Origin of the sequence: Aestuariivirga litoralis (assembly GCF_003234965.1) — a bacterium.
Classification (GTDB): Bacteria; Pseudomonadota; Alphaproteobacteria; order Rhizobiales; family Aestuariivirgaceae; genus Aestuariivirga; species Aestuariivirga litoralis.
In genome coordinates, this window is record NZ_QKVK01000006.1 from 283,593 (window position 1) to 310,174 (window position 26,582).

Annotated in this window: 28 protein-coding genes, 1 tRNA gene and 1 pseudogene; 21 read left to right on the plus strand and 9 right to left on the minus strand. The window is 63.6% G+C overall.

Annotation, left to right across the window (positions count from 1 at the left end; genetic code table 11):
* Entirely contained in the window at nt 1–996 is a 996-nt protein-coding gene (galE, locus tag DK847_RS14545; RefSeq protein ID WP_111199230.1) for a UDP-glucose 4-epimerase GalE, read from the plus strand.
* Here the strand turns inward: galE and DK847_RS14550 are convergent.
* Nucleotides 993–3,353 (minus strand): glycosyltransferase family 2 protein, encoded by a 2,361-nt coding sequence (locus DK847_RS14550; RefSeq protein WP_111199231.1) that lies wholly within the window; start codon nt 3,351–3,353, stop codon nt 993–995. The two genes, galE and DK847_RS14550, sit on opposite strands and share 4 nt — an antisense overlap.
* Before the next feature lie 194 nt (nt 3,354–3,547).
* Here DK847_RS14550 and DK847_RS14555 point away from each other — a divergent pair, with 194 nt between their 5' ends.
* A complete protein-coding gene (locus tag DK847_RS14555) occupies nt 3,548–6,520 on the plus strand; it encodes a tetratricopeptide repeat protein (RefSeq protein ID WP_161957293.1) in 2,973 nt (990 codons plus the stop codon).
* A gap of 25 nt (nt 6,521–6,545) precedes the next feature.
* Nucleotides 6,546–8,957, plus strand: a complete 2,412-nt coding sequence (locus tag DK847_RS14560) for a tetratricopeptide repeat protein (protein WP_161957294.1) — start codon at nt 6,546–6,548, stop codon at nt 8,955–8,957.
* Nucleotides 8,958–9,056: 99 nt separating this feature from the next.
* Here the strand turns inward: DK847_RS14560 and DK847_RS14565 are convergent.
* The 3 genes from DK847_RS14565 to DK847_RS14575 all read right to left on the minus strand — a co-directional run bounded on the left by DK847_RS14565 (nt 9,057) and on the right by DK847_RS14575 (nt 10,531).
* Nucleotides 9,057–9,133: transfer RNA gene (locus DK847_RS14565), tRNA-Asp, on the minus strand.
* Between the two features lie 52 nt (nt 9,134–9,185).
* Nucleotides 9,186–9,566 (minus strand): RidA family protein, encoded by a 381-nt coding sequence (locus DK847_RS14570; RefSeq protein ID WP_111199234.1) that lies wholly within the window; start codon nt 9,564–9,566, stop codon nt 9,186–9,188.
* Nucleotides 9,563–10,531 carry a small ribosomal subunit Rsm22 family protein gene (locus DK847_RS14575; RefSeq protein ID WP_111199235.1) on the minus strand — a complete coding sequence of 323 codons (969 nt, stop codon included), beginning with the start codon at nt 10,529–10,531 and terminating at the stop codon, nt 9,563–9,565. The genes DK847_RS14570 and DK847_RS14575 overlap by 4 nt, the downstream gene beginning before the upstream one ends.
* A 96-nt stretch (nt 10,532–10,627) precedes the next feature.
* Between DK847_RS14575 and sbmA the strand changes: the two genes are divergently transcribed.
* The 4 genes from sbmA (at nt 10,628) to DK847_RS14595 (ending at nt 13,839) form a co-directional block, all read left to right on the plus strand.
* Nucleotides 10,628–11,884 carry a peptide antibiotic transporter SbmA gene (gene sbmA, locus DK847_RS14580; protein ID WP_111199236.1) on the plus strand — a complete coding sequence of 419 codons (1,257 nt, stop codon included), beginning with the start codon at nt 10,628–10,630 and terminating at the stop codon, nt 11,882–11,884.
* A 12-nt stretch (nt 11,885–11,896) separates the two neighbouring features.
* A complete protein-coding gene (locus DK847_RS14585) occupies nt 11,897–12,688 on the plus strand; it encodes a glutathione S-transferase family protein (RefSeq protein WP_111199237.1) in 792 nt (263 codons plus the stop codon).
* A gap of 76 nt (nt 12,689–12,764) precedes the next feature.
* Nucleotides 12,765–13,550: a MipA/OmpV family protein gene (locus tag DK847_RS14590; protein ID WP_111199238.1), complete on the plus strand. Its 786-nt coding sequence runs from the start codon at nt 12,765–12,767 to the stop codon at nt 13,548–13,550.
* A gap of 94 nt (nt 13,551–13,644) precedes the next feature.
* Nucleotides 13,645–13,839, plus strand: a complete 195-nt coding sequence (locus tag DK847_RS14595) for a hypothetical protein (RefSeq protein WP_111199239.1) — start codon at nt 13,645–13,647, stop codon at nt 13,837–13,839.
* Between the two features lie 4 nt (nt 13,840–13,843).
* Here the strand turns inward: DK847_RS14595 and DK847_RS14600 are convergent, their stop codons facing one another.
* Entirely contained in the window at nt 13,844–14,272 is a 429-nt protein-coding gene (locus tag DK847_RS14600) for a DUF2721 domain-containing protein (protein WP_111199240.1), read from the minus strand.
* Nucleotides 14,273–14,428: 156 nt separating this feature from the next.
* Between DK847_RS14600 and DK847_RS14605 the strand changes: the two genes are divergently transcribed.
* The 13 genes from DK847_RS14605 (at nt 14,429) to DK847_RS20420 (ending at nt 23,749) form a co-directional block, all read left to right on the plus strand.
* A complete protein-coding gene (locus DK847_RS14605; RefSeq protein ID WP_245414625.1) occupies nt 14,429–15,217 on the plus strand; it encodes a DUF2092 domain-containing protein in 789 nt (262 codons plus the stop codon).
* A gap of 13 nt (nt 15,218–15,230) precedes the next feature.
* Complete coding sequence (locus DK847_RS14610) at nt 15,231–15,440, plus strand: hypothetical protein (RefSeq protein WP_111199241.1); 210 nt, start codon at nt 15,231–15,233, stop codon at nt 15,438–15,440.
* Between the two features lie 123 nt (nt 15,441–15,563).
* Complete coding sequence (locus DK847_RS14615) at nt 15,564–15,986, plus strand: cupin domain-containing protein (protein WP_111199242.1); 423 nt, start codon at nt 15,564–15,566, stop codon at nt 15,984–15,986.
* Between the two features lie 260 nt (nt 15,987–16,246).
* Nucleotides 16,247–17,542 (plus strand): tyrosine-type recombinase/integrase, encoded by a 1,296-nt coding sequence (locus tag DK847_RS14620; RefSeq protein ID WP_111199243.1) that lies wholly within the window; start codon nt 16,247–16,249, stop codon nt 17,540–17,542.
* A gap of 223 nt (nt 17,543–17,765) precedes the next feature.
* Nucleotides 17,766–18,356, plus strand: coding sequence for a hypothetical protein (locus tag DK847_RS14625; RefSeq protein ID WP_111199244.1), 591 nt, complete (start codon nt 17,766–17,768; stop codon nt 18,354–18,356).
* 98 nt (nt 18,357–18,454) lie between these two features.
* On the plus strand, nt 18,455–18,676 hold the full coding sequence (locus tag DK847_RS14630) for a helix-turn-helix transcriptional regulator (protein ID WP_425358693.1): 222 nt from the start codon (nt 18,455–18,457) through the stop codon (nt 18,674–18,676).
* A gap of 190 nt (nt 18,677–18,866) precedes the next feature.
* A complete protein-coding gene (locus tag DK847_RS14635; RefSeq protein WP_111199245.1) occupies nt 18,867–19,730 on the plus strand; it encodes a hypothetical protein in 864 nt (287 codons plus the stop codon).
* Nucleotides 19,727–20,524, plus strand: coding sequence for a helix-turn-helix domain-containing protein (locus DK847_RS14640; RefSeq protein WP_111199246.1), 798 nt, complete (start codon nt 19,727–19,729; stop codon nt 20,522–20,524). Before DK847_RS14635 ends, DK847_RS14640 begins: the two co-directional genes overlap by 4 nt.
* Nucleotides 20,521–21,138 carry a hypothetical protein gene (locus DK847_RS14645; RefSeq protein ID WP_111199247.1) on the plus strand — a complete coding sequence of 206 codons (618 nt, stop codon included), beginning with the start codon at nt 20,521–20,523 and terminating at the stop codon, nt 21,136–21,138. The genes DK847_RS14640 and DK847_RS14645 overlap by 4 nt, the downstream gene beginning before the upstream one ends.
* Nucleotides 21,139–21,206: 68 nt before the next feature.
* Nucleotides 21,207–21,863: a hypothetical protein gene (locus DK847_RS14650; RefSeq protein ID WP_111199248.1), complete on the plus strand. Its 657-nt coding sequence runs from the start codon at nt 21,207–21,209 to the stop codon at nt 21,861–21,863.
* Between the two features lie 2 nt (nt 21,864–21,865).
* The gene (locus DK847_RS14655) at nt 21,866–22,537 is read left to right on the plus strand and encodes a hypothetical protein (protein ID WP_111199249.1); all 672 of its coding nucleotides are present in this window, start codon (nt 21,866–21,868) and stop codon (nt 22,535–22,537) included.
* A 4-nt stretch (nt 22,538–22,541) separates the two neighbouring features.
* Nucleotides 22,542–22,877: a hypothetical protein gene (locus DK847_RS14660; RefSeq protein WP_111199250.1), complete on the plus strand. Its 336-nt coding sequence runs from the start codon at nt 22,542–22,544 to the stop codon at nt 22,875–22,877.
* Between the two features lie 278 nt (nt 22,878–23,155).
* Entirely contained in the window at nt 23,156–23,749 is a 594-nt protein-coding gene (locus DK847_RS20420; RefSeq protein WP_146256142.1) for a hypothetical protein, read from the plus strand.
* A gap of 62 nt (nt 23,750–23,811) precedes the next feature.
* On the opposite strand, the gene DK847_RS21135 is transcribed toward DK847_RS20420, so the two are convergent.
* Nucleotides 23,812–24,516: a DUF5677 domain-containing protein gene (locus DK847_RS21135; RefSeq protein WP_111199252.1), complete on the minus strand. Its 705-nt coding sequence runs from the start codon at nt 24,514–24,516 to the stop codon at nt 23,812–23,814.
* Nucleotides 24,513–24,701, minus strand: coding sequence for a ribbon-helix-helix protein, CopG family (locus DK847_RS21140; RefSeq protein WP_111199253.1), 189 nt, complete (start codon nt 24,699–24,701; stop codon nt 24,513–24,515). Before DK847_RS21140 ends, DK847_RS21135 begins: the two co-directional genes overlap by 4 nt.
* A gap of 85 nt (nt 24,702–24,786) precedes the next feature.
* Between DK847_RS21140 and DK847_RS14680 the strand changes: the two genes are divergently transcribed.
* The gene (locus tag DK847_RS14680) at nt 24,787–25,074 is read left to right on the plus strand and encodes a hypothetical protein (RefSeq protein WP_146256143.1); all 288 of its coding nucleotides are present in this window, start codon (nt 24,787–24,789) and stop codon (nt 25,072–25,074) included.
* Between the two features lie 51 nt (nt 25,075–25,125).
* On the opposite strand, the gene DK847_RS14685 is transcribed toward DK847_RS14680, so the two are convergent.
* Nucleotides 25,126–25,518, minus strand: a complete 393-nt coding sequence (locus DK847_RS14685; protein ID WP_111199255.1) for a Rap1a/Tai family immunity protein — start codon at nt 25,516–25,518, stop codon at nt 25,126–25,128.
* A 276-nt stretch (nt 25,519–25,794) separates the two neighbouring features.
* Nucleotides 25,795–26,582, minus strand: a pseudogene (locus DK847_RS14690) (IS3 family transposase); the annotation flags it as partial.

The following is a 26,582-nucleotide window of genomic DNA, read 5'->3' on the forward strand; positions in this document are numbered from 1 at the left end:
TTGAGCAAGTTCCTGATCACCGGCGGCGCGGGCTACATCGGAAGCCACACGGCAAAGCTCCTGGCGCGTTCCGGCCATGAGGTCGTCGTCTACGACAACCTGTCACGCGGCCACCGCGACCTGGTGCGCTGGGGACCGCTGATCGAGGGCGACCTGCGCGACACCACGCTGATGCGGGAAGCGCTGCGCTGGCTGAAGCCCGATGCGGTCATCCATTTCGCTGCCTTCGCCTATGTCGGCGAGTCGGTGGCGAAGCCCGGCCTCTACTATGACAACAACGTCTCCGGCACGCTGTCGCTGCTGAAGGCCATGACCGAGGCGGGCACGCGCAACCTCATCGTATCGTCGACCTGCGCCACCTATGGCCAGCCGGCGCGCATGCCCATCACCGAAGAGACGCCGCAGGTTCCGCTCAATCCCTACGGCCAGTCGAAGCTGATGATGGAACTCATGTGCGCCGATTTTGCCGCCGCCCATGGCCTGCACTACATGGCACTGCGCTATTTCAATGCCTGCGGCTGCGACCCGGAGGGTGAGACGGGCGAACGCCACGACCCCGAGCCGCATCTCATTCCGCGCGCGCTGATGGCCGCCGACGGCGAGATCGACCGGCTGGATGTTTTTGGCGATGACTACCCGACACCGGACGGCACCTGCATCCGCGACTACATCCATGTCTCCGACCTCGCCACCGCCCACATGGCGGCCGCCCTGCACCTGATGGATGGTGGCGCATCGGGCGCGCTCAACCTCGGCACCGGACACGGCATCAGCGTGCGCGAGATCATCGAGGCGACGGCGCGCGTCACCGGGCGGCCGGTTCCGCACCGCATCTCGCCGCGCCGCGCCGGCGACCCCGCACTGCTCGTCGCGGCCACGGCCAAGGTCAACGCCATCCTCGACTGGAAGGCGCGGCACAGCGACATCGACCACATCATCTCCACCGCCTGGAACTGGCACCAGCAGGAACGCCGCCAGCAGCGCACGCGGCTCTAGCCGCAGGCCGCCTCGAAGTCCTGCGTCGTGGCGATCAGCCCCATCTTCTCCAGCTGCCTGCTTCCCGTGTAACGCTTGCTGGCAGGACCCAGCAGGTCTTCACCGGCCAGCGCCTGCATGAGGGCAAGCGAGCGGCGCCGGTCCACGGCGAAATCGGAATGCTCGGCCCGCGCCACCTCCGCCGCCAGTCTGTCGACATGTGCGGCATCGAACAGGTAGTCGAGGTGGTAGTGCAACAGGGCCGTCGTGACCTGCGAAACCGGTGCGGGCGTGGTGGTATGGCTGTTGAGATAACGAACGCCAGCCGCTGCGTTGATGAGCGGCGCCTTGCTGAGCGTCACCGTGGTGCCGAACAGCCGGCGCCGCACGCCGCCCGCCGCCTCGATGAAGGGACAGGTGACGGAGGGGCGGATCCGCAGCGGATCGAACCACTGATGCTGCGAGGCCGTCCCCTTCCCGGGCCGACGGGGGAACATGTCGATCATCACGCCGGCGGCGATCTGTTCGCCTCTGTCCGCCATGTAGCGGACGAGATCCTGGAGGGAGCGCTTCTCGCTGCCGGGGAACACCAGGCGCTCGTCGGCATCGGCATGCAGCACCCAGCCCGTGCCATGGAGGTCGATGACCTGGTTGAGCCAGCGGCTGCCGAAGTGCGACTGGGCATAGCTCTCCGCCGTTGCATAGACCGTCACGTCGGGCTGGCTGGTGAGGAACTCGGTGCTGCCGTCGTCCGAGCCATTGTCGATGAAGACGAAGCCATCGACCCCCAGCTTGCGGTGATGCGCGAGGAAGCCGCTCAGCCGCGGCAGTTCATTGCGCACCATCGATATGGCCAGGATGCCACCATGTGCCGGTGCCGCGATCTTGCCGGCGAGCTTGTGCAGCTCCGCACGGGGAAGATGGAGGGCAGGAAGAAAGAAGCTGCCAGCGACATGCTGCCAGGTTTCGGTCGCGCGGGGCCAGTCACCTCGCTGCGCTGCCGCCCACAGTCGCGCCTCGGAAACACCCTTTCGCCTGTCGCCCGCTGGAAATGAACCGGCGACCTTCGCTGCATCCTCCGGCTTGCCGAGGAGCACCTGAACGCGGACCAGCAATTCGCCGGCGCGCACGGCCGCGGCAGACGCATCGCACATCGCACGCAGCAGGCTGGCCGCCTGCTCGAGATCACCTTCATCCTGCCGCCAGCTTCGGATTTCGGCCTCTGCATAGGCCAGCACCGCATTGTCCGGCGACGCGCTGCGCAGGTCGGCCAGAAAACCCAGCGCGGCATCGAGTTCGCGTGCCGCCTTGGCATATTCGAAGCGGCCGCGCGCCAGCACGCTTCCAGCGGCACCCGCTTGCACCAACAGTGCCTCGGCTTCAGCCCGGGCCCCGCAGGCGCCGAGGAAGGCGCACTGCGACCACAGCCGGAAGATCGACAGCGGCGCCAGATGCTGCGCCTCCTGCCACTGCCCGCGCGCAGCCCCGACGTCACGCCGCTGCGCCAGGGTCTCCGCCAGAGCCTGCCGCACCGATGCCAGGTGTGGCCAGCGTTCGCTGGCCCCACGCAACAACGCCTCGGCCTCGGCCAACCGGCCGGTAGCACGCTGGAAACCGGCCTTGCCGAGCCAGGCCTGAACCTCGTCCGGGAAACCGGCGAGGCACTCATCCCAGCGCCGGTCGGCATCCGCGACCGTCCCCTGCGTCATGGCGAGGTAGGCCGACGCCGACAGCACGGCGGCGCTCGCCGTTCCCTGCTCCGCGAGGATCGCGGCGCAGGCGGCGGTATCGCCCATCTCGCCCAGGATACGAAGCTTCGATGCGATGAGTGACGGACGTTCCGCGGCGGTGCACAGGCGCAGCGCGTGATCTACCCCCTCCAGCGCCTGCTCCCAGCGGAAACGGCGCTCCGCGACCACCGAGAGCATGGCATAGCCGCCCGCCGCTTCGGGAAAAGCGGTGATCGCCTCGCGGCAGGCCGCCTCGGCCAATCCCAAATCGCCCAATTCCACGCGTGAGTGGGCCGCCGCGGGGAGCCACCAGCGCCGGTCGCGATGGGCGGGAAAGCGCGCCAGCAGATCGTCCCACAGCGGGGCGGCCCGGTCATGCGCCGCAGCCCGGACATAGGCCAGGGCGAGGCCGCCGAGGCATTCGGCACTGTCAGGGTAAAGCTTGGCAGCGCTGCGCAACACCACCAGCGCATGGACGCCTTCGCCGCATTCCAGCAGGGCGCGCCCATAGGCGGCGCAGAACTGCGGGCGCTCCGCGTGGTCAGGGCCGCGCCAGATGCATTCACGCCATGCGGCAGCCGCCTCGCGCCATGCACCGTCCCGTTGATATTGCTGGGCGATGGTTACCAGTTCACCGATGTCGGCCACACTGTCCTGCCAAGCTTATTATCAAAGTAACCTCGTCTGCACCCGGAGGGGTCATGGCACGCGGTTCGGCTTGCCATCAGGTTTTCTTTCGGCCACTATTCATCTGAGAAATCAATGCGCTGATGTCAATAGGGAGATGGTTCCCGAAACGCCTTCATCAGCCTTGGCACAGCTGATCCGCCCTGATGACCACCATGAACAAACCCATCGATGTCACGGTCTCCTCCTGGTCACTCGGGCTTCACAGTCCGGCCGTCAGGCGGCCGAAGCGCCCGCCGGTCCTCCGCCATGCCGACTTCGAGGACAAGTATGACTTCCACACGGTGTTCTATGACTGCTTCTGGTCGGCCGACGGCAAGAGCCTGAAGCTCATCGGCCCGGCGCTGATGAACCTCGAGGCGGACCTCAAGTTGCGGTTCTTTGCCATGCCGGGCGGCGAGGAACTGAAGCCGGTGCCGGTGTCGCGCGTGTTCATCTCCGAGATCACCCTGCGCGCGCCGCGCAAGTTGCAGTGCCTGCGCATCGAGAGCGCGGCGGGCACCGCCTATGTGGTGCCGCAGCCCAATCTCTCCAGCCTTTTCGCCGGGCGCCGCGTGCTGATGACGCTGAGCCAGAACAACGAGCTGGAGTGGATCCGCGACTGGATCATCTTCCACCAGCGCCTGCACGGCTGCGATGCCGCACTGGTCTACGACAACAACTCGACCTTCTACGATGTGTCGGAGCTCAAGGGCTGCCTTGCCGCGATCCCCGGCATCACCGGCGTCGCGCTGAACTGGCCTTACCGCTATGGTCCATTCGACGGGCGCCTGCCACTCACCTATGATCTGTGGGAAGGCCATTTCTGCCAGTTCGGCATGCTCGAACATGCGCGCTACCGCTTTCTTGCCTCCGCCCGTTCCTGCCTCAACCTCGATATCGACGAACTCGTCACCTGCCCGGGCGGCAAGAGCATCTTCAAGCTCACCGAGGCTTCGCCGCGCGGGCACCTCAAGTTCAGCGGCAAATGGGTGGAGGCACACCGGTCCTCCGGAACCGACAGCGCCAAGAAGCCGCTGCATCGCGACTTCTGGCACCGCAAGGCCGAGCGCACCCAGGGCTGCGAGAACAAATATGCCGTGGTGCCCTCGCGCATCCCCGACACTGCGCAGTTCGCCGTTCACGACATCTTCGGCTATCCGGACAGCAAGCTGCCCGAGGGCATCGAGATCCGTCACTTCAAGGCGCTCAACACCAACTGGTCGGTTGACCGGCCGGGCCGCCTCAAGGACCGCACGGCAGGCGATGCCACCGACAAGGACCTCGCCGAGGACAAGCCGCTGGCGGCACTTCTGAAGAAGGCCTTCGCCGGGGTTGATGGCGAGATGCCGCCGCCGCCCACGCTCGACAAGGAAACCGCCGTCTACCAGACGCGTCAGCGCAGCGGGCACCTGCTCCGCCACAACCGCCTGGCGGCAGCCGACAAGGTGGCGCGCCAGGCCATCGCCGCGGCGCCCAAATGGCCGGCGCTGCGCCTCCACCATGCCGCCATCCTCGACAAGCAGTCCGAAGCCGCCGCCGCCGATGCGGCGCGGAAGGATGCACAGCGGCTGCAGGATGCGGAAGGCATCACACATTTCGAGCGCGGCCGTTACCTGCTGCACACCGGCGACTGGGCGGGCTCGGCCCGCCTGCTGCACCGCGCCATCCGCATGTCGCCGCGTTTTGCACCGGCCTATCTGGCGCTCGCACGGCTGTTCTGGGCATCGGGGAGGCACCGCGTGGCCGAGAGCGTGCTGAAGCGCGGCCTCAGGAAGGCACCGCCCTCGCCCCACCTGCACCAGGCCATGGCGGAACTCCTGTCCTCCACCGGACGGCGGAACGAGGCGCTGCAGCAGGCGGACAAGGCGCTGGCGCTTGATCCGCGCAACGACAACCTTCACCTGCTGCGCTCGCGCCTGCTGCGCGAGAGCGGCAGGCCCGGCGATGCCACAAAGGCCGCCGACGCAGCAATCGCCCTGCTGTCAGACCCCGCGCTCCACCTGTCGCAGATCAACGATGCAATCGATCGCCCCTTCGATATCAACTATCCGAGCCCGGACCGCAGCATCGCGCAGCTGGAGCGCATCCGCTGCCTGCTCCAGAACAATGACCTGAAGGCGGCCGATGCCCAGTCGCTCGCCATGCTCGACGAGTATCCGAACCAGCCCTATCCCCACGAGGCGCGCTTCCTGGTGCTCGCCACGCGCGGCCAGAACGCCGCCGCCCGCAGGCAGCTGAACGAGGCCCTGCGGCTGGCGCGCCGCAATGTCGACCAGTGGCCGGCCCAGACACTCGGCCGCTACAAGGAGCGCGACTGGTACGAGGGCCGCCTCATGTACCTGTGGTACCTGCTGCATGTGGCGGAACGGCCGGACGAGGCGGCCGACATCCTCAGGCTGGGGCTCAAGCTCTACCCCGAGAGCCACTACACCGCGGTGCGGCTGAGCGACACGCTGAGCGCCGGCGGCCCCTCGCCCGAGATGAAGGCGCTGGTGGCGGAGAGCCTGCGCAAGTTCCCGCGCGAGCCGCGGTTCTGGAACGAGCATGCGCGGATCCTCGAGGCGGAAGGCGACAAGGCGGGCGCGATTGCCGCCTTCCGGCATGCCATCGGCCTCGGGCTGCGGCAGTCCTGGATCATGAGCCATCTCGCCTACCTGCTCATCGACACGCCCAACCGCACCCCCGCCCAGCTGGCGGAAGCCAAGGACCTGCTGTCGCAGGCTCTCGCACTGGACGACAGGAGCGCTCTGAGCCACTACCGGATGGGCGAAGTACTGTGGGCGGAAGGCAACCGGACGCAAGCCCTGGCCAGCCTGCGCAGGGCTGCCGAGCTTGCGCCCGACACGGCATGGCTGTGGAGCCACCTGGGCGGCGTCCTGGTCGAGACGCGTGACTTCGCCGAGGCGCTGCTGGCCCTGCAGCACGCCGAGAAATTGCAGCCCGACGACATGCTCACGCAGTTCCGCCTCGGCCGCCTGGCAGAAGAGAAGGGCGATGTGGACGAGGCGCTGGCGCGGATCGCGCGCGCGCTCGCCGTTGATCCTGCACCTGCCTGGGTCTGGCGCCACTATGCCAATCTGCTGGACCGTTCAGGCCGCAAGGCGGAAGCCGAAAAGGCCTTTGAAAGCGCCGAAGGCAGGGCGTAAGACGATCCCTGGTTATGGTCTGGTCATGGCACGCGACGTGTTGAAACAGAAGCACCTCGACGGCCTGGTGAAAACGGCCAGATCGTCGCTCGATGCCGGCAAGCGTGACGAGGCGCTTGCCGCCGCGCGCGCCGCGCTCAAGCTTTCGCCCGACCATGTTGCGGCGCTGCGCTGTCTCGCCGATGCGCTGACGATGTATGGCCTCTACCGCTTCAACACCGAATTCGCAGCAACACTCATCGCGGACGGGTCGCTTGAGGAGGCGGTGCGCCTGCGCAAGCGGCTCGTCGAGCGCGGCCTCGAGGAGACCGACAATTTTCTGCAGCTCGGCTATTGCCTGACGCTGCTGCGCGCCTATGACGAGGCCGCCACCTACATCCGCCGCGCCACCGACATCTTCCTCGACGGCATTCAGAAACTTCCTGCCGGACAGGGCCTCACCGCGGAAGCGATGGTGCCGGACTTCTTCATCATCGGGTCCGCCAAGTGCGGAACGACCTCGCTGTTCGAATACATCGCGCAGCACCCGCTGGTGCTGCCGCCGGTGATGAAGGAGATCGACTATCTTCTCTATCCCGAGCGTGGCCTTGCCTGGTACCTGTCCCATTTTCCGCGCCGGCCGGAGGCTGCGCTCCGCTACATGACGGGCGAGGCCAGCGTCTCCACCTTCACGCTGGCCACGGCGGCCGCTCAGATCACCGCGATGAACCCGGCGGCCCGCCTCCTGGCCCTGGCCCGCGACCCGGTGGACCGCGCCATATCGCATTATGCCAACAATCTGCGTATCGGAATCGAACAGCGGTCGCTTGAGGAGGCGATCAATCAGGAGCTGGACATTCTCGAAAGCGGCAGCAGCACCCGCGACGACGACTACTGGCGCACGCAGCTCGGTTATGTCTGGCTGGGGCTCTATGCCCATGACCTCGAACGGTGGCTCGCCCGCTTCCCGCGCGAACAGATGTGCATCCTCATCACCGAGGAGATGCAGGACAATCAGAAGCAGACGCTGGACCGGGTTTTCGCCTTTCTGGGCCTGCCCCCGCATGAGGTGCCCAACGGCGAGAAGCACAATGCCGGCATCTATGATGAGCAGGACCAGCGGCGGATCCGCGAGCGCATGGGCAGGTTCTTCGCGCGGCCCAACGAACGCTTCTTCGAACTCATCGGCCGGCGCCTGGCGTGGAGCGGCACTGGCGCGGCCCCCGGCGCGCCGCTGGCGGCATCGGCCAGCGAGGCGCGCATCCTCTTCGCCCGCAGCCGGTGGAAGGACGCGGCCGCCAAATTTGGTGAAAGCCTCGCAGCCGCTGCGGATCACCCGGACAGGCTGGAGTGGCTCGAACAGCGCAGCAAGGCCCTCGTCTATGCCAATGATGCGCAGGGCGCGAAAGCTGCTCTAAACGAGCTTCTCGCGGCATCACCCGACAACCCATGGGCCGCCGACGGCTTCAGCCGCCTGGCCGACATGCTGGCGGATTCCCGGCAAAGGGCCGAGGTGCTGGAAACTTGCATCCGGCTCTTTCCACACCATGAGGATCATCGCAGATGGACGGTTGCGCTGGGCCGCATCCTCATCGACTCCAAGCAGTGGACACGCGCCGAGCAACTCTTCCAGATCATCGTGGCGGCCTATCCGGATGAAGCCCTGGGCGTGTTCGGACTGGCCAAGGTCGCCGAGGAAAAGAATCTTCCCGCCCATGCCGTCGCGCTGTTCGATATCTATGTCAGGCGCTTTCCCGGCGATCCCGACCGGCGCTGGTGGCTCATCATCTTCGCGCATCTCCTGCTGCGGCAGAACCTGCTGGCGCGTGCCGAACAGATCATCGCAGCCTATCGCATAGCGTTTCCGGAGGAACCCGGCGGCCTCGCCGTGCTTGCCCTGCTGGAACAGAAAAAGGGAAACGGCGCGGCGGCCGCGGCGGTCTGGAACGAATGCCTCCGCGCCTACCCCGATCACCCCGACCGCAAATGGTGGCTTCCCTGCCTCGCCAATCTCCTCATCGATCAGGGCAAGCTCGACGAAGCGGAACTGCCGCTCGATGAACTGCTCATCACATTCCCCAATGAGCCGGGCGGTTTGGTGGGGCTCGGGCGCGTGGCCACGCTCAGGGGCGATCTGCAAGGCGCGGCGGAGATCTGGGAGGAATGCCTCACGCGGTTCCCCGGCCATCCGGAACGGCGCTGGTGGCTTCCCACCCTCGGCCATGCCTTGCTGAACGCCAAACAGACCGAGCGCGGCGAGACCCAGTTCCGGACGCTCCTTGCCGAATATCCGAATGACCCCATCGCCAAGGCGGGCCTGGCCCGCGCCGCCATCCAGCGCCAGGACTGGCACGCTGCGGCACAACTGCTGAGGGAGTGCCTCGACGCTCACCCTCACCACCAGAACCGGCGGGAGTGGGAAAACATGCTGAACGACGCGCTCGCCCACCTGCACTGAGGCGGGACCTTCGGCCACGGCCCCAATGCGCGCAAGCCGGTGGGCTTGCGTCAATCTTCTGCGGAAGATGTGTGGGTGTGAACTGCGGTGCCAAATGAATGGCGCGAGTGACGGGGCTCGAACCCGCGACCTTCGGCGTGACAGGCCGACGCTCTAACCAACTGAGCTACACCCGCAATTCGGTGAGGCGTCTGATAGGGGAACCCCCTCACCCTGTCAAGCGAGGCGTCAACGTTTTTTGGCCGTGACCTGTATCTCGATTTTCATGCGCGGATCGATGAGGGCGGCGATGAAGGCGGTCGATGCGGGGCGGGTCTCGCCGAAGTATTTGCGGAATACCGGCCAGCACGGCTCGAAGTCCTCGGCGCGCGGGAAGATGTAGGTGGTGCTGACCACGTCGTCGAGGCTGAAGCCCGCCTTTGCCATCGCGGCCTCGATGTTGCGGAAGGTCTGGTCCGCCTGCTCGGCCACGTCTTCCGAGATGGTCATGGTGTCGTAGTTGAAGCCCGTCGTGCCGGAGACCCACATCCAGTCGCCGTCGACGATGGCGCGGGAATAACCGATCTCGGCTTCGAACTTGGATCCGGATGAAATCTGCCGGCGCGTCATGGGGCATCCTCTTCGGTTGCGGGGCGCCAGAGATCGCCCCAGTCCAGTTTCCTCGCCCATTTGTAGGCCGCGCCGTCGCGTCTCGCAACGTGGCGGGTTTCAAGCCTACCCTCACTGCAGAGACGGAAACTCACCCCCGGCTTGGCCTGCTGGGGCGGAGCCACGATGCGGCCTCCGCCCTGCGGCGCCCCGCCGCGCGCCAGGACAAGATAGGCGAAGCGCTCGTCCTCGAAGGGAACGCGGGCCGCCTTGGCATGCATGTGGGCCCGGCTGCGCGCCAGGCGGACACTGAAGTGGCACCAGTCATCCCCCGCCATGGGGCAGGCCAGCGCGTGGCAGCAGGGCGCCACGGGAACCGCGCCCTGCGTGAGGAGCAGCTGGCGAACCGCCCGCAGGCGGGCGAAGCCCTGGGGCGTTCCCGGCTCCACCAGAACCAGTGCTTCGCGGCTGGCCCGCCACAGCGCGGCAGCGGTGGCCGCGGCCCGGTCCAGCGGCAATTCGGCCAGGGCATAGGCGGCAATGACGAGATCGGCCACCAGTCCAGGCGGGATATCCTCCATCCGCCCGCCGACCGGCGTGGCGCCTGCGAGGGCCGCCGGCCCCTGCCGGGCGAGCGCGGCCGCCAGCGCCAGGAAGGGCGGCGACGAATCGAGAAAGGTGATGGCGTCGAGACCGGGCCAATGTCCAAGCGCCGCCCAGGAGGCGGTGCCCGGCCCCGACCCGGCGTCGAGCAGGCTCCGGGGCGCGAAACCGGGACGCAGCCGTGCAAGCTCCGCCAGCACCCGGTCTACCGCCGCGAAGGTGGCGGGAAGCCGGGCCACGAGATAGGAACCAAGATCGACCCCGGCCGAGGTCCCGCCAGCGCGGTAGGTTTGCGACAGGGCCTGGCTGCCCGGCCTGCGGCTGCCCGCTTGCGCCGCCAGCCAAGCCGTTACCGCGGCCTGCAGGTTTTCCGGCAAACTCATGATGATAAAGGGAAATTAATTTGCACGGCGGGGCGCCCGAACTCTATCTTCCGGTTCTCTTAACGCTCCGGACGCTGCCACGAAAGGCCCCCCGCGATGTTCGTCTCCTTCTTCCCGTCGCCTCGGCTGTTCTTTTCCTCCGCCATCCTGTGGTCGCTGGTGGCCGTCCTGATCTGGTTTTTCCTGGCGCGGGATGCAGGTGGCCTCATCGGGCTTCCCAATCCGCCGGCGGATGCGCCACCCATTCTCGGCGTCACGCGGTTCGTGTCGCCGCCCTTCCTGTGGTTCTATCTCTTCTTCGGCAGTGCGGTGGCGCTGTTCGCCACGGTGTGGCGCGTGCTGGACCCGCACCCCTATTTCCGCTGGTCGGTGCTGGGCTCGGCGCTGATCATCTTCGTCCTCTATTTCATGGTCGAGGTGAGCGTCACCATCAACGACTGGTATGGCTCCTATTTCGACCTCATCCAGAAGGCGCTCGATCCCTCGACCAAGGGCACGGTGCCGGCGGCCGATCTCTATGTCGGACTGGCCGAGATCACCTCGGTGCTGCTGCTCTACATCATCGTCGCGGTGCTCAATGCCTTCTTCACCAGCCACTACGTGTTCCGCTGGCGCACCGCCATGAACGACCATTACGCCGAGAACTGGAGCCTGCTGCGCGGCATCGAGGGCGCGGCCCAGCGCGTGCAGGAAGACACCATGCGCTTCGCCCGCACCTTCGAGGACCTCGGCACCAGCCTGGTCAGCGCCATCATGACGCTGATCGCCTTCCTGCCCATCCTCGCCGCCCTGTCGAGCAAGATCCCCGCCATCCCGATCCTCGGTTCGATGCCCTATTCGCTGGTGATCGTCTCGCTGGTCTGGTCGCTGTTTGGCACGGGCATACTGGCAATCGTTGGCATCAAGCTGCCGGGGCTGGAGTTCCGCAACCAGCGTGTGGAAGCGGCCTATCGCAAGGAACTGGTCTATGGCGAGGATGACCCCGCCCGCGCCACGCCGCGCACGCTGCGGGAGCTGTTCGATGCCGTGCGGCAGAACTATTTCCGGCTCTACTTCAACTATCTCTACTTCAACGTGGTGCGCTATGCCTACCTGCAGGCCGACCTGATGCTGCCATTCTTCGTGCTCATCCCGTCGATCGCCGCCGGCGCCATCACCTTCGGCATTTTCCAGCAGGTGCGCGCCTCCTTCGGAGAAGTGCGCGACGCCATGCAGTACCTGGTCAAGTCATGGCCAGACATCGTCGAGTTCATGTCGATCTACAAGCGGCTCCGCGCCTTCGAGGCGGCGCTCCATGGCGAGACCCTGCCGGACATCGACCGGAAATTCATCGAGGACGGGCAACTGGTCTGATAGGCTGGGGCGATGACGAAGCCGATCCTCTATCACATTCCCGTCTGCCCCTTCTCGCAGCGGGTCGAGATCCTGCTGGCGTTGAAGGGCCTCCGCGACAGCGTGGACTTCCGGGTCGTGGACATCACCCGGCCACGCGACCCCGCGCTGCTCGCCAAGACGCGGGGCACCACGGCGCTGCCCGTGCTCGAGCTTGCCGACGGCCGCATCCTGAAGGAAAGCCTGGTGCTGCTGCGCTATTTCGATGAACTGTCGCAAGCCATGCCAGTGGCGCGCCAGACGCCCTATGAGCGCGCCGTCGAGAACATGCTGATCGCCATGGAGGGGGACTTCACCAGCGCCGGCTACCGCCTGGTGATGAACCAGGACCCGGCCCGCCGGGAGGACCTCGCCAGCCTCATGGATGGCCAATACCGGAAGCTCGATGACTTCCTCACCTGGCATGCGCCCGAGGGACCGTACCTTTTCGAGCGCTTCGGACTGGCCGAATGCGTCTTCACCCCGATGTTCGTGCGCTTCTGGTTCCTCGACCATTACGAGGGCCACGACATTCCGGCGGGGCTCACCCGGCTGCGGCGCTGGCGGGAGGCCTGCCTCGCTCACCCCGCCGCCCAGCAGGTGAGCCGCGAAGAGGTGGTGAAGCTCTACTATGACTATGCATGGGGTGCAGGAAACGGCGCGCTGCTTCCCGGCCGCCGGCTGTCCAGCTTTGTCTTCGAACCGCACTGGCGGTCGCGCCCCTGGCCACCGCGCGGCAAGCTGCATCCGATGGGCGATGCGGAACTGGGGCTCTTCGGCAAGTGAGGCCGCCGCCGCAAGGTTCAGGTGACGCCGGCGTGGGAAATTGCTATTGTCCCCCGTGATTTGCCGTGAGACCGAGATGACCCTGCCCAGATTGCCCCTGTTTGTCGCCGCCCTGTCCCTGCTGGCCCTGTCGGCCCCCGCCTCTGCGGAGGATGTCTCCGGCCACCAGTATGTGATGGACCTTGGCGCCGGCGTCATGGCGCAGCCGCGCTATCCGGGCTCGGACGAGACGATCTTCGTTCCCTATCCGCTCATCGCGGTGAGCAAGTTCTTCGTGCCGGGTTATGGCCAGATCGACGCGGAGAACGACACCCGCAACTTCGCCATCTATCCCTCCTTCAACTATATCGGGAAGCGGAATTCGGCCGATTCCAATGAGTTGAAGGGGCTGAAGGACGTGGACTGGGCACTCGAGGCCGGCATCGGCCTGTCCGCCCGCTATGACTGGATCCGCGGCTTCGTCGAGGTGCGCCAGGGCTTCAACGGCTATTCCGGCCAGGTTGCACAGTTCGGCCTGGACGTGATCGCCAGCCCGACCGAAGACCTCGAGGTGCGCTTCGGGCCGCGCGCCGGCTGGGGCTCGCAGAGCTACATGGACACCTATTTCGGCATCAATGCCAGCGAGGCAGCGGCCAGCCCGCTCTATGACCAGGCCTATCATGCCGATGCCGGCTTCAACACCGTGGGCCTCGCCGGCAGCGCCACCTACAACCTGACGGACGACTGGAAGCTCCATGCCCTTGTCGGCTGGGACCGGCTGGTGGGCGATGCGGGCAACAGCCCCATCGTCGAGGAAGGCAGCGTCAACCAGTATTACGCCGGCACAGGCCTGACCTACCGCTTCGCCTTCGACCTGTTCTGATCCCTAGGAAAGACCGCGCCTCGCCCGCACGGGGCTTGCCATCGCTCGATGCTGATGCTATCTAATCTCTATCGAATTACTAGAAGAAATAGAGATGACCTTCGCCCAGCACATCCGCCAGTCCTACCGGGAGCTTCAGCAGCGCTGGACCGACCTGGCGGATCACGCCTTTGGCAAGGCCATTGCCGCTCCCAATGACGAGATGGCACGCGACGAGTTCACCTCGGCCTTCATCAGCGGGCAGCCTTCCACCCTTCCCCGCCGCGGCGAGACTCACCGGCGCGGCTGAGCGCTCACAGCGGGTCGAATTCGTTCAGGCCGATCCACACCTCGGCAGCCAGCATCACCAGCGCCACGCACAGCAAAAGCATGGAAAGGCTGAACAGCAGCGCCGTGCCCCACAGGTGCTCGCGGTGCAGCAGCGCCGCGCCGAAGGCGACGATGATCAGCAGCGCCCCCGCCACGCCGCTGGCGATCGAGAACAGCAACGAGCGCTGCAGCAGCAGCACCCGGCGGCGCAGCCGTGGCAGGTCCTGCTTGAGGCGTGACTTGGAATGCCCGTCCGGCGGCAGGTCATTGATGTAGCGCATGCGCTCGATGACGCCGCTCATGCGCCCCGCCAGGATCGACACGAAACTTGCCACCGCGCCCAGCAGGAAGGCCGGCGCGACCACCTGCGAAATGATCTGCGAGAGCTGCTCGATCGACGGGACGAACTCCATGGCTGCTCTCCTCTGATGTGATGCGTTCGATAGCACAGGCTGTCCTCCAAAGGATAATATGCGATTTGTAATTGTGCTAGACAGCAAAGGCCGCAGCCTCGCACGGGGGGCCGGTTGCGCATGCCGCGGCGAACCGCAATCGAGTTGGAGATCGCAATGAACTGCTCACGCCTTCTGTGCCGAAACGGGCTTGCCGTGGCCGCCGCCGCTGCGGCCATGTGGACAGCCCTTCCCGCCCATGCCGATGACACCGCCGACATCAAGGCACTGGTCAAGACCATGACCGACTACGTCGCGTCACAGAAGTCGATCTCCTTCGACATGGAAACCGACCTCGAGATCGTCACCACCAGCGGCCAGCGCCTGTCGCTTGAAAGTTCGGGCGCCATGGACGTGAGCCGGCCGGACAAGGTCCGCGCCGAGCGCAAGGGCGGCTTTGCCGATGTCGAGGCCGTCTATGACGGCAAGACGCTGAGCCTGCTGGGCCGCAACCTGAACCTCTATGCGCAGATTCCCCTCGCTGGCGATCTCGACCACCTGATCGACGAACTGCGCGACAAATATGGCCGGCCGCTTCCCGCCGCCGACCTGCTGAAATCCGACTCCTACGAACAGATCATGAGCGGGGCCACCGACATCGCCTATCTCGGCCCCGGCGTCATCCTCGGCCAGATGTGCGAGCACGTGGCGATGCGCAACGACGACGTGGACCTGCAGCTGTGGATCGCCCAGGGCGACAAGCCCTATCCCTGCCGCTACACCATCACCAGCCGCACCATTCCAGGCCAGCCTCAATACTCGGTGGAGATCTGGAACTGGAAGTCGAGTGCCGAGCCCGGCAGTGCCGACTTCACCTTCACGCCGCCCGCCGGCGCCCAGGCAATCGAGCCTGCCAAGCTGGACAACATCGACGAACTCCCCTCCCACCTCACTCCCAAGAACTGACGCAATGAGGTTCATGATGATCAAGCGCATCGGCCTTCTGGCCTTCACCACCCTCACCCTCGGCCTCGCCGTCGAACTGGGCGGCCATGTTCTCGCGCCGGGCAAGCTCGGCATGGTCAGCGAGGCGCAGGCCATCGTCGGCCGGCCGCTCACGCCCGTCAGCGTCGCCGGTGTCGCGCGCCGCACGGTGCGCCGCTGCGCGGTGGGTGTCTATTACTGCTGAGGCGAACGATCAGGGCAGCAATTTTGAAAGCTCTGATTGGTTCCGGCGGGGAGACGGAGGATCTATCCAGATCCGATGTCTTCCCGCACTTGCTTTCCCGCATCGGTCCTCCTGGCGGCCACGATGTCCGCCGTCTTCACAACGACTGCAGCTAGCGCCGATGCCGTGGCGCCCGTCACGCGGATCAACGGACAGACGCCGCCCGGCAGGCTTCTGCCGCTTGAGCAGCCGACGGTGATGCTCGACACGCTGGACAGCAACGGCAACCGTGTCGTGGTGATGAAAGGAATCCGCAAGGCGGGCACGCGCGTGGGCATCCACATTCACAGATACGGCGGTCACACCTGCGTTCTCAGCGGCGTGATCACCGACTTCGTGGAAGGCCATGCGCCGATGATCTTTCCGGCAGGCTCGTGCTACTACATGCCGGCCGGTGTTCCGATGACGGCAGCCAACCTCGGAACGCAGGATGCCGAACTGATCGACAATTTCATCCTGCCGCCCGGAGAGCCGATGATCACCATCCTCGAACCCGGCTACCCCTGAGCGCGCTGCCAGGACATCGATGAACCGGGAACTGGTGGGCGATGAGAGACTCGAACTCCCGACATCTTCGGTGTAAATGAAGATCACGGGCCTTTACCCCATCTTACACGGCGCTACCTCTCCCTTCTTATTGACGGAAATTCAATAGCATACGTCTTGCTTCCATTGAAGTTGTCGGTATAATTCTTACTGCGACTTACCGCTTTGTGCTTACACGGTGCTGACACGGCGCCGAATGTCAGCAAGGCAAGGAGGCCCGGATGCGTATCACCAAGCGCCTGGTGGACAGTGTTGCCCCCGCTCCCGATGGCAAGCGGCTCTATGTCTGGGACGATGAGATCAAGGGCTTCGGACTCCAGGTCCTGCCCAGCGGCGTGAAGTCGTATGTCTTCCAGTACCGCAACCGCCAACATGCCAACCGCCGCCTCACAATTGGCAAGCACGGCAAGGTTACTGCGGAACAAGCCAGAGAGATGGCCAAGGAACATCGCGCCGCCATAAGCTCCGGCCGCGACCCGCTGGCCGAAAAGCGGGAGATCAGGGCCACCCCCTATGTTTCGGAACTCCTCGACGCCTATCTGAAGTCCACCGCATATGCGGACAAGGCGCCCAGCACACAGTTGATCGAGAAAGGTCGGATCGAACGGCACCTCCGCCCGCTTCTCGGTAAAGTCAAGATCACGGAACTCACCAAAGAGCAGGTAGAGCGGGCACGAAACTCGATCCGTGACGGCAAGACGGCGGCGACCGTCAAGACCAAGGCCCGAGGCGTGGCGCGCGTTCGGGGCGGACCCATCACCGCCAGGGAATGCATCGCCCTACTCCGTTTCGTCTTCAACTGGGGAATCGAGACCAAGCGGGCGACCTCAAATCCGTGCGACGGGGTGAAGTTGCCCCCGATCGGCAGGCGCACCGCTATCCTCGAGGACGCTGCCGCCTATGCCACGCTGTTCACCGCACTCGCCAGCATGGAAGCCAAGAAGGCGATCCGGCCCGCGGCTGCCGATGCCATCCGCGTGCTGGCGCTCACCGGCACCCGCAAGAGTGAGATAGCAAAGCTGCAATGGCAGCATCTCGACTTGAAGGCAGGAAAGATCACCCTGCCCCCTTCCAGTCATAAGACCGGCAAGCGCACCGGTGCGAAGGTAATAGCACTCCCCGCCGTGGCGCAGGAAATCATCAAACGGCAGCCCCCGCGCGGCCCAGACGACTATGTATTCGCTCCGGGGCGCGGCAAAGGGCCAATCTCTCTCGCAAAACCCTGGATGCAGATACGGGCCGCCGCGGGCCTGCCTGAAACACTTGGACTTCACGGCCTGCGTCACAGTGTTGGCAGTCACCTGGCAATGAATGGCGCACAACTTCCGGCGATAATGGAAGCGCTCGGGCATCGGCAATTATCCACGGTTCAGCGCTACATCCACTTCGCTGAGAACGCCAAGGCCGCACTTGCCGAGACGGCAGCAGCGACGGCGTTAGCGGGCATGAATACAGCCGAAGCCACCAAGCAACCCACCGCCAACATAGAAGGGGCTGCCGATGGCGCAGAGGGATAAGCCCACTAGTAGAAAGCCGGGCAAGATCGCACTCGCTAGTCCGAGGCCTCGGAAGGTAAGTTCTCCAAAGACATCTCAGATTCCGATTAAGGCCTCCAAGGAAGAGAACGAGAGGGGCGAGACAATCTGGATAGCGACCGATACCGCGCGCCAGGCGTTAGCCAGTGTGCTTCGATCCCCGACACCGAGAGGCGGGGACGAATATCTGAGAGAAGCCCTCTCCGTGCTGTTCGTCAAGGGTGACACTTACCGAGAGGCCGAACAAAAGCTGAGAAAGATTGCGATTGTTTACCTCAGCAACGAAGTGAACCAGAAAGGCCCCACCATCAAGGACGCTCATGAACTACTATGCGACGTAAGCACCGCCTCTTCACTTCTCGCCGCCCGTCTAGCGCAGTTGCCGGCAGTAATATTCGGTGAACTCAGAAGGCAGTCTAAGGCGCATTTACTTCATCACGACCCGGTGTCGCAACTCAACGACATGGCGACGGCTGCAACGAAGATCGAAGCCGCGCTTCCCACCCGCAAAGGCGGGCATGTCACAGCAGAAGCTGCCGTCATGAAGACGTTTGGCGACCGAGAACAAATCGGCCCGCCCGACCCGCGAGACTACTTCCTCTCCCAGTCCGTCGCTGTGTTCGTACAGCATCGTGGCGCAGGCGCCGTATCTTCGACCACTAGCGAGACCACTGATCGCTTTTACCGCTTTGCATCGGCGCTCTTCCGCTTCGCAACCGGAGAAGGCTTCACCGACCTGACACGATTCAAGGCCTTCGTCCGCAGGTGGAAAGAGCGGAATCGGCCAGAGGCATAACTCCCAGAAAGTAGAGGGGGGTTTCGCACCCATATCCCATCCAGGCTTGGACTAACTCTTCTCCCGCAAGCAACGAACAACTTGCGCGGAGAACAGCAATGATCAACTCACCCAAGATGGACCGCCGCGAAGCTGCGGCTTATCTCACCGGCCAGGGTTTCAAGGTTTCCCCGAATACCCTGATGAAACTCGCCTGCATCGGCGGTGGTCCTACGTTCCGTAAGTTTGGCGTCCGTGTGATTTATGAGGCACCCGACTTGGATGCGTGGGCAAAGGAACGTCTTTCCTCTCCCCGTCGCAGCACATCTCAGGCCGCCTAATCATGGCGCGCATCAAGGGGCCGCCAAAAACGGCTGCCCCCGCCGAGGCGACGGACATCGCCAGTGCGGGGGCCAAATCACGAGGATGCCGGGGGGCTTCCAAGAACTCACATAACACAAGCCGCTCGATCCTCGCAACGGCGCGGACGTGGGTGATCGATAAGTACCTCCGGGTGGTCGAGGTGCGCGCATGACGGTTTATGAGGCGAGCCCCACAAACCGCCGTTCGACCAAGACGGCCATGGAAGAACTCTATTCCGGCCTTCTCGCCATCTGCTCCACGATGCAGCCGATGACCGTTCGGCAGATTTACTACCAGGCCACGGTCCAGGGTTTGGTGGAGAAGACGGAAGCCGGCTACGTCAGAGTTCAACGGGCGCTGGTGCACCTCCGCCGCACAGGGCGACTTCCTTTTTCATACATCGCTGACAATGTTCGTTGGCAGCGGAAGCCGGAGACCTGGCGGGACCCTCAGGACGCAATGCGGGCAACAGCTCGCTTCTACCGTAAGGCTCTTTGGGACGACGCCGACGTCTATGTCGAGGTGTGGCTCGAGAAGGACGCGCTCTCCGCCGTCGTCTACGACGTCACGGATGTCTATGATGTTCCGTTGATGGTGACGCGAGGTTATGCCTCGCTGACCTTCCTGCATGTTGCCGCCGAGACCATGCGCGCCATCGGCAAGCCTACGTTCATCTATCATCTTGGCGACTACGACCCTTCCGGTGTCAACGCCGCCGAGAAGGTGGAGAGCAGCCTCCGAGAGTATGCCCACGGCCTGCCGATCACCTTCGAGCGCCTTGCCGAGCGGCCCGAGCAGATTACTGCCTGGAACCTTCCCACGCGACCCACGAAGACGACCGATACGAGGGCAAAGAACTTTGGCGAGGTGTCGGTCGAACTCGATGCCATAGACGGGCCGCGGCTCCGCAAACTCGTCCGTGACGCGCTCGACAAACACATGCCGGCCGAACAGTTGGAGGTGCTGAAGGCAGCCGAACAGTCAGAACGCGAATGGCTTGAGTCCTGGGCATCGGTGGGGAATGCCGCATGAGCGACACCTTCACTAAGGACAGACTTCAGTGGCTTGATGCCATTTGCGCCCACGCCGATCTCGACGGCGCTGCCTTCAAGCTGGCCTATCGCATCTCGGGCCACATCAACCGCAGGACAGGCGATGCCTGGCCTAGCCTCGGCCACCTGGCGAATGTCATGGGGATGAACGAGCGCAGCGTAAGGCGGCGCGTTGATGCGCTGGTGGTCCGGGGCTTCCTCAGCAAGACCCGAGGCGGTGACGGGCGACCCAATCGCTATCGGATGTTGCTTTCAGACCGGACACCCATGTCCGAGCAGGACGAAGGCAGACCGGACACCGATGTCCACTCTGATATCTCAGACCGGACATTTGAGACAGCCAGACCGGACATTCCTGTCACTCAGACCGGACACCAGTGTCCACCTAACTCTTTAAAGAACTCTCTGAAAGAACCCTCTGAGGAAGAATATATATCGCCCACCGCACCGGTGAACGTCACCGACGATTTCGAGGAAATATGGACCCACTACCCTCGCAAGGTTTCCAAGGGCCGGGCCAGCTCGGCATACAAAGCGGCCTTGAAGCGGGCAGACGTCCTGACGATCAAGGCCGGCGTCCTGCGCTACGCTGCCGAGAGGTCTGGGCAAGACCACAAGTTCACCAAGCACCTCGCCTCATGGCTCAATGGCGACTGCTGGCTGGATGAACCCTCCCCACCGCCGACCACGACCGCATCCCGCGGCCCGTCATGGCAGAGCGGTAAGGAACGCACCCTTGCAGCCCTGCGCATCGTCAGCGGGGACAACACATGAGCGAACTTGCCCTGCTCGGCAATATCCGGCCCGAGGAGTGTCTCGCCCGGCTGCAGTCCAGAAATTCTAACTTCCTGAGCGACCTCCTCCACCGCATCAATGCTAGGGAGGACCTGAGCTTCACTTGGTACACGCCCGTTCCTCGACTGCAGCAAGCGCTTGAGGCGAACCGCCGCAACCTCGATGCGCTGCCAGACGAGGCCGACATCGAGCAACTCTTGGAGCCCGTGCGGAAGGCGCTCTCGACGTGCTCGGAGAAGGCGGTACGCCGCTATGCGGCTCAGCTGATCGGATCATTCCCGAATGCCAGCCTTACCGATCCCGAGACCTACATGGCGGCGCTGGTGTTTGACCTCCTCGACTGCAAGATCCCCGATGCCATCCTGCTGCTCACCTGCCAGGAGATCAGGCGCACCTCGCGATTTGTCCCGACCATCTCTGAGGTGCTTCAGATGGCCCAACGTTACAGCGACCAGTGGCACGAGATACTGGCCATCCCAAGCGCACTTCCCCGCACTCGCGAGAGGCTTCAGTACGCCGTGCGGTGCGCCGAGCAGACCCTCGAGCACGTCCTCGAGCATGGCCACAAACCCCCGGAAGGGACGCGAGCATGACAATTCCGCCTCCACGGCGGACGACCCCGCCACCGCGCTTGTGCGGCGGCACAACCAAGGAGCCTGCAATGAATGTGTTGTCCATCCTGAAGAGCGTCCGCACTGCGGCGCAGTTCGAAGAGACTATCCCCAAGATTGATGCCGACCTCCGCCAAGCCGAGGCAAACCTTACAGCCCTAAAGGGGCAGCGCGAGGGCGTCATCTTTGACGGTGGCGAGGCTGCCCTGTCCAAGCTGCTGGCGGAAATCAAGGATGCGGAGATGCGGGTGGAAACCCTGCATATCGCCCTGGACGGCGCCCGCCGCCGCGCGGCCGAAGCCGAAGCCAACGAGAAGAACTCCAAACTCGAAGCCCGCCACCGGGAGGCGCAGAGGCTGCCGGCCGAGGAACGTAGACTCTTGAAACAGTGGCACACTGCAGCCTACAAGCTCGCCGACCTCACTGACCAAGTTGCCGCGGTGCAGAAGACCATCGCCGCCGAAAATTCCTTCATGGCCAGTGAAGGCCGCCGCGACCTGGAGCTGCCCACGGCCGCCGCAGAGGTCAGCGCCAAGCGCCGTGCGATGTGGGAGCGCCACTATGCCGGCAACCGCCACCGCCCGGTCAACCCGCCCCAGCCTATCGGTCTCAACGTGGCCCACGAGACCCGCATCACCGGCTACTATCCCAGGCCCTTGAACGACGACGGGGTGCTGCCGGCCCAGCCCTTGACCCTTCTGGACTGATCATGGCGCGCGTGCGGCAGCAACAGGATGATCGGGCGCGGCGGTTAGCCGTCGCGCTCGCGTCCTTCTGCCGTGCGCAGGCCGGCTTGCCCCTGCAGGCCGTTGCCGAATCCACTGAGTGCCTTTCCCTCGCTTCGGTGTTGCTGACCCTTGCCCAGACTGAGAAGCCCCTACAGCGCCACCGCAAGCCCGCCGGCAGGCATCCCGTGCATGATCGGGCGTTCGCCAAGGCTGCGCTTCTCGACTTCGCCGTCCGAGACCCCGATGGCATGGCCCATCAAGCGGCACTGATCCGGGAGTTGGAGCGGCGGTTCGAGGCTTCAGGCCATGCGATGCCGGGCGAGACCTGGATGAAGCAGACCGTGCGGGAGTTCCAGGCGGAGGCAGACACCTTCGAGATGGACGCCGCCGCCACCTTCGCCGCGTCCCAGACATTGCAAGGCATCTTCGGAGACTTGGGCGACTTCCTCCGGTTCCGCCGCGCCAAGACCCGTGCTTCGCAGTTGTGGCAGGATAATTCTGAACTGAGGGCGCAATTCACCTCACCTGAAAAGCTGCTCGAAGCCGCATTCCACAACGGTTCTACTCCGACTTGCGAGGCGCCTATTCGCGCCCATTCGCGCCTAGCGCACCGCCGCGATGTGATGCCTACTGCGAACACCAAGAGGAGATGAACCCATGAGCATGTTGTACGCCATAGCAATGGCCGCCGGCCTCGGAGACGAGAAGCCCGACACAGCGAAGCCGAACCCGGTCGCGACCAAACGGCAGGCAGCGGCGCCCATCCGACCTGCACCGGCCCCGATGATCGAGACGTCCGAGGCGAAAGCCTACCTCGCCACGCTCGCCAGCAATGGCCACAAGGTCAGCGAGGGCGAACGTCTCGCAATCCTTGCATACGGCGAAGCGTGGATGCGCAGCGCAGACATTCGTCAGGAGTTCAGCAGCTTCCCGGTGTTCGCGGCATACCAGCGCGCGAGGAAGCGCAACGCCTTCAAGATTCTCGGGCAGTGACCGAGTGGTGTGGAGAGGCCCTCACAAGAAGCACATGCGGTGGCATCCCCTGCCGCGTGGCAAGGAGGCCGGTTGTTTCATTGCTTTCGCAGCCGGCCTCCGTCTCTCACTCTGCCGCTTGTGCCTTCGCCCGTGGCTCTAGGAGGGCATAGGGGGGTGCCCCTACCGAAGGTACTAGGAAGCGAAAACAACTTTTGCGGTTAGTTCGACCCGCGCCACTGCGATAGCGCCAGAGTTTCCAAGACGGTTACGTTACACAAAGAGGCTACAGGCCACCCATGCCCGGCATCACAACCACGGAGCTTTCCCGTCGAATTGGCCGATCTCGAGCCGCCATCCTCAATCTTGCCCGAAACGGTACCATCCCCCGAAATGGTGATGGCACATTTGACGAAGCCGCGGTCCGCTACGCATACGGCCGAAACACCCATCCCGCTTGGCGCAAACCCCTGACGCCGGCAGATGGTGCCGCAGTCCAGCCAAGGAATGACTCACCCCCGACGGATGATGGCGCCCGCGATCCTGACACCCTGATACGCCGCGTGCTAGCAGACGAAGGGCGCCGGCTCGAGGGCGTCATTAGCCACGACGATGCACGCACGGCCGAGGCGATCCTTCGCTGCCGTAAGCTTGCCCAGGAGATCGCCGCAACCGAGCGGGAATACATCGCCAAGGCGCCCGTGCAGCGGCATATCGAGACGGCCTTCAATGCGCTGTGTGCTGAGACCCAGGCACTGCCGGCGCGATATGGGGCGCAGATGGCAGCCGAAATCCGATGCGACCGCTCTATGCTGGAAGAGGTGCTTGGCAAAGTCATTGACGACTTCATCGCCGGTCTATCCCCACCGACGACTAGACCTATCCCATACTAACCCCTTTGGCCCGTTTTGTGCGGCAAGACGTTGTTCATGGCGAACCTTCCCCCTGGCGTAAGTTATATGGCACGAGATCCGATGCTTGAGTCACATTGCCTCATTAATTCTGCCGGCCACTCAAGCTTTAAATTTCGGAACTCCCCGATCAATTCCGCTGCTTGACAAGAGACAAGGCAGCCATATTGAAATATTCTACCCCAATCGGTGTCGTTCAGTTCAAGTTGGAGATGTAAGAGAACTCCAGACGGGTTGAGAGCAAAATGCCGGCGGAGCGACAAGGCCGAGGGGTGGGCGGCTTGTGTCGAGAGCAAACAATAGATCTGATAAACTTCCTGGAGGTCGGCGAGGTCCGCGACTTCCTTGGGTGTGAGTCTTCTTCTCTCAACTTTCGACATATTACTCGTCTCGCGCACGAGGATCAGGTCGTCGGGGCAGTATCCTAATTGCTCAGAGAGACTCTCAACTATCTGCTTGGCAAGAACGTGTCGGTTGTGCGCCTCATCTCGCCGCACCAGTTGGAAAAACTCCGGGCGTCTTACAATCGCACCCGACCAGAACAATGTCTCCATCGCTGAACGGAGGATTATCTCTGCCTCAAGCGCGAAGTTCTTTTCATGTAGGGTTGAGATTGAAAGGAGGAGCGAAGCAACTCTGCATGAGGCCGCCGCAAAGAGCTTAGGTTCGGGTTCCAAGTCAACCTGAAGAACGCTCAGTTCCCTGATTAATTGAGCGCGAGCCTCTTCAAAAATTGTTTGTGGGTTCACGTTCGGCCTTTGTTGAGCGCGACTTCAATCAATTGGCGAATAGCTTCAGAGCGTGAAAGATCGTTCTTGTTCGCCCAGACATCAATCTTGGTAACAAGCTCTTCGGAAAGGCGTGCGCCATACATGCGCGTTGTGCCAGTCTTTGGCCGCCCAGGTTTTCGTTTAGCAAATATTGACTTCATCATGATTTGCGTTTAGCATAAATGCGAGCCGGAAGGAAGGTGGTGCTTCCTACCGGCCCTAACCCTGACAACCTGTGTGGAGGCCATCATGGCTGATTCCGACAATACCCTGTCTATGCCTGACAGCCGAGAGGAAGCAATTGCCAGCATCGGCGCGATGATTGAGCGCCTGGTTCTGGACCTCGAAAGCGAGGGGTACCGCATCCACGCCGACTACCTTGGGGAGGGCTACTACATCGGTTTTCCTCGCCCACTCCCTATGGATGGCGCGCTTTCGCGCTTCAATAAAGCGCTCCAGATTGATCCTGATTTGTCCCGGGCAATCTTAGGCTACCTGATCATTCATCGTCCGGCACCTGAAACCCTTGCGAGCTAGACCAAACTTCGACGGACTACGCCACCCAGACCACAATCTGGGTGGCGATTGTCACTTATCGCAGGGGTATGCCTCCTGAAGAGCTTGACCCACCACCATGTGAGCCTCCTGCTGGGGCGCCAGTTTGTGGGTGTCGATCCACTGCATAACTGTCACCACCAACTGAACCTGACTTCCGCCAGCCTTCTCCGGATCCCAATGAAATCCGTGGTCTGCCTCCTCGCAGTCGAACGTATCAGCGATGCCTACAATGTAGCCGAGGCACGACCCCGCCTCGATACGGTCACCTCCACCGCCGCCCTGACGGATCGTGTTGGTGCACAGGTTATAGAGCTGGCTAGCCAGGATATGATCCGTGTGCCTAGCAAGAGCCCCATCGCTTATGGCGGCAACTGTGAAAAGCGAGAGTGCTGAAACAGAAAGGCGAAGCACTTTGACAGACATTCTCCAGTCTCCAAAAAATATTCATCGCAAACCATATTGCAGTGCCTGATGACATTTTAAAGCTGATGAGCGCAATTTGACCTTGCTCAATATTCCGCAAGGGCAAGGAAGGGTCCGACGATAATGAGAAGTGCAGTTCTCCCACCCCATCTAAGCTAAACTCCCTGCCACCTGCTTTGCCCTGCAGATCGGTAAATCACGGACTCGCAGTGCGCGGCATGTCCTGAAGACATCTTGTGTCCGGGTGCTCGACGTCATTGACCTGCCACTGAGCTTTCATCCAGCAGCTTTTAGAGTCTTGGCCTGTCGTATGCCCGGTAGGGCGGGTTGAGCAACAGGCTGGCTTGCGGAGCTCCGGAGGGGTGTAGCGTGCCAGCCTGTTGCAGTGAACTTCGCGGCGAATGCCGCGTGCGTCTCGTAGGCCAGCGATGAGTGCGGCCTGTTGGTGTTGTAATCCTCGGCCCACGCAGCGACCGCCTCCCGGGCCTAGGCGAGGGCAAAGGACAGAGTCTCGTTCAGCAGTTCGTCCCGCATCTTGCCGTTGAAACTCTCGACGTAACTGTTCTGCATTGGCTTGCCCGGCATGACATAGTGCCACTCGATCCGTTGATCCTTCGTCCAGGTGCAGATGGCGTGCGAGGTGAACTCGGTTCCGTTGTCGCTGACGATCAGACCGGGCCTGCCTCCCCGTTCGAGGAGAGTGGTGAGTTCTCTGGCCACCCGATCACCGGAAGTTGAGGTGTCCGGGATGGCCGCCAAGCACTCGCGGGTGACGTCATCTACCACGTTGCGGATCCTGAACCGCCGGCCATTGGCCATCTGGTCATGCACGAAGTCTAGTGACCAGCGGGCATTCGGCTTCGCTTCCACAAGCAGGGGGGCCCTGACGCCAATGGCCCGCTTGCGGCCCTTGCGCTTGCGCACGCGCAGCCCTTCCTCCCGGTAGAGCCGTTGGATGCGGTTGATGCCCGAGGGTTCGCTTTCCGCCGCAGCAGGATGAACGGCCCTCGGTAGTCGAACCTCCGGCGCTCATTGGCGAGGTCTCGCAGCCTCTCCCGGAGCTC

Coding starts and splice junctions, on each gene's coding strand:
- DK847_RS14555 (WP_161957293.1), top strand. CDS start 3,548: ATGAACAAACCCATCGATGTCACGGTCTCCTCCTGGTCACTCGGGCTT.
- DK847_RS14560 (WP_161957294.1), top strand. CDS start 6,546: ATGGCACGCGACGTGTTGAAACAGAAGCACCTCGACGGCCTGGTGAAA.
- DK847_RS14570 (WP_111199234.1), bottom strand. CDS start 9,566: ATGACGCGCCGGCAGATTTCATCCGGATCCAAGTTCGAAGCCGAGATC.
- DK847_RS14575 (WP_111199235.1), bottom strand. CDS start 10,531: ATGAGTTTGCCGGAAAACCTGCAGGCCGCGGTAACGGCTTGGCTGGCG.
- sbmA (WP_111199236.1), top strand. CDS start 10,628: ATGTTCGTCTCCTTCTTCCCGTCGCCTCGGCTGTTCTTTTCCTCCGCC.
- DK847_RS14585 (WP_111199237.1), top strand. CDS start 11,897: ATGACGAAGCCGATCCTCTATCACATTCCCGTCTGCCCCTTCTCGCAG.
- DK847_RS14590 (WP_111199238.1), top strand. CDS start 12,765: ATGACCCTGCCCAGATTGCCCCTGTTTGTCGCCGCCCTGTCCCTGCTG.
- DK847_RS14595 (WP_111199239.1), top strand. CDS start 13,645: ATGACCTTCGCCCAGCACATCCGCCAGTCCTACCGGGAGCTTCAGCAG.
- DK847_RS14600 (WP_111199240.1), bottom strand. CDS start 14,272: ATGGAGTTCGTCCCGTCGATCGAGCAGCTCTCGCAGATCATTTCGCAG.
- DK847_RS14605 (WP_245414625.1), top strand. CDS start 14,429: ATGAACTGCTCACGCCTTCTGTGCCGAAACGGGCTTGCCGTGGCCGCC.
- DK847_RS14610 (WP_111199241.1), top strand. CDS start 15,231: ATGATGATCAAGCGCATCGGCCTTCTGGCCTTCACCACCCTCACCCTC.
- DK847_RS14615 (WP_111199242.1), top strand. CDS start 15,564: ATGTCCGCCGTCTTCACAACGACTGCAGCTAGCGCCGATGCCGTGGCG.
- DK847_RS14620 (WP_111199243.1), top strand. CDS start 16,247: ATGCGTATCACCAAGCGCCTGGTGGACAGTGTTGCCCCCGCTCCCGAT.
- DK847_RS14630 (WP_425358693.1), top strand. CDS start 18,455: ATGATCAACTCACCCAAGATGGACCGCCGCGAAGCTGCGGCTTATCTC.
- DK847_RS14635 (WP_111199245.1), top strand. CDS start 18,867: ATGACGGTTTATGAGGCGAGCCCCACAAACCGCCGTTCGACCAAGACG.
- DK847_RS14640 (WP_111199246.1), top strand. CDS start 19,727: ATGAGCGACACCTTCACTAAGGACAGACTTCAGTGGCTTGATGCCATT.
- DK847_RS14645 (WP_111199247.1), top strand. CDS start 20,521: ATGAGCGAACTTGCCCTGCTCGGCAATATCCGGCCCGAGGAGTGTCTC.
- DK847_RS14650 (WP_111199248.1), top strand. CDS start 21,207: ATGAATGTGTTGTCCATCCTGAAGAGCGTCCGCACTGCGGCGCAGTTC.
- DK847_RS14655 (WP_111199249.1), top strand. CDS start 21,866: ATGGCGCGCGTGCGGCAGCAACAGGATGATCGGGCGCGGCGGTTAGCC.
- DK847_RS14660 (WP_111199250.1), top strand. CDS start 22,542: ATGAGCATGTTGTACGCCATAGCAATGGCCGCCGGCCTCGGAGACGAG.
- DK847_RS20420 (WP_146256142.1), top strand. CDS start 23,156: ATGCCCGGCATCACAACCACGGAGCTTTCCCGTCGAATTGGCCGATCT.
- DK847_RS21140 (WP_111199253.1), bottom strand. CDS start 24,701: ATGATGAAGTCAATATTTGCTAAACGAAAACCTGGGCGGCCAAAGACT.
- DK847_RS14680 (WP_146256143.1), top strand. CDS start 24,787: ATGGCTGATTCCGACAATACCCTGTCTATGCCTGACAGCCGAGAGGAA.
- DK847_RS14685 (WP_111199255.1), bottom strand. CDS start 25,518: ATGTCTGTCAAAGTGCTTCGCCTTTCTGTTTCAGCACTCTCGCTTTTC.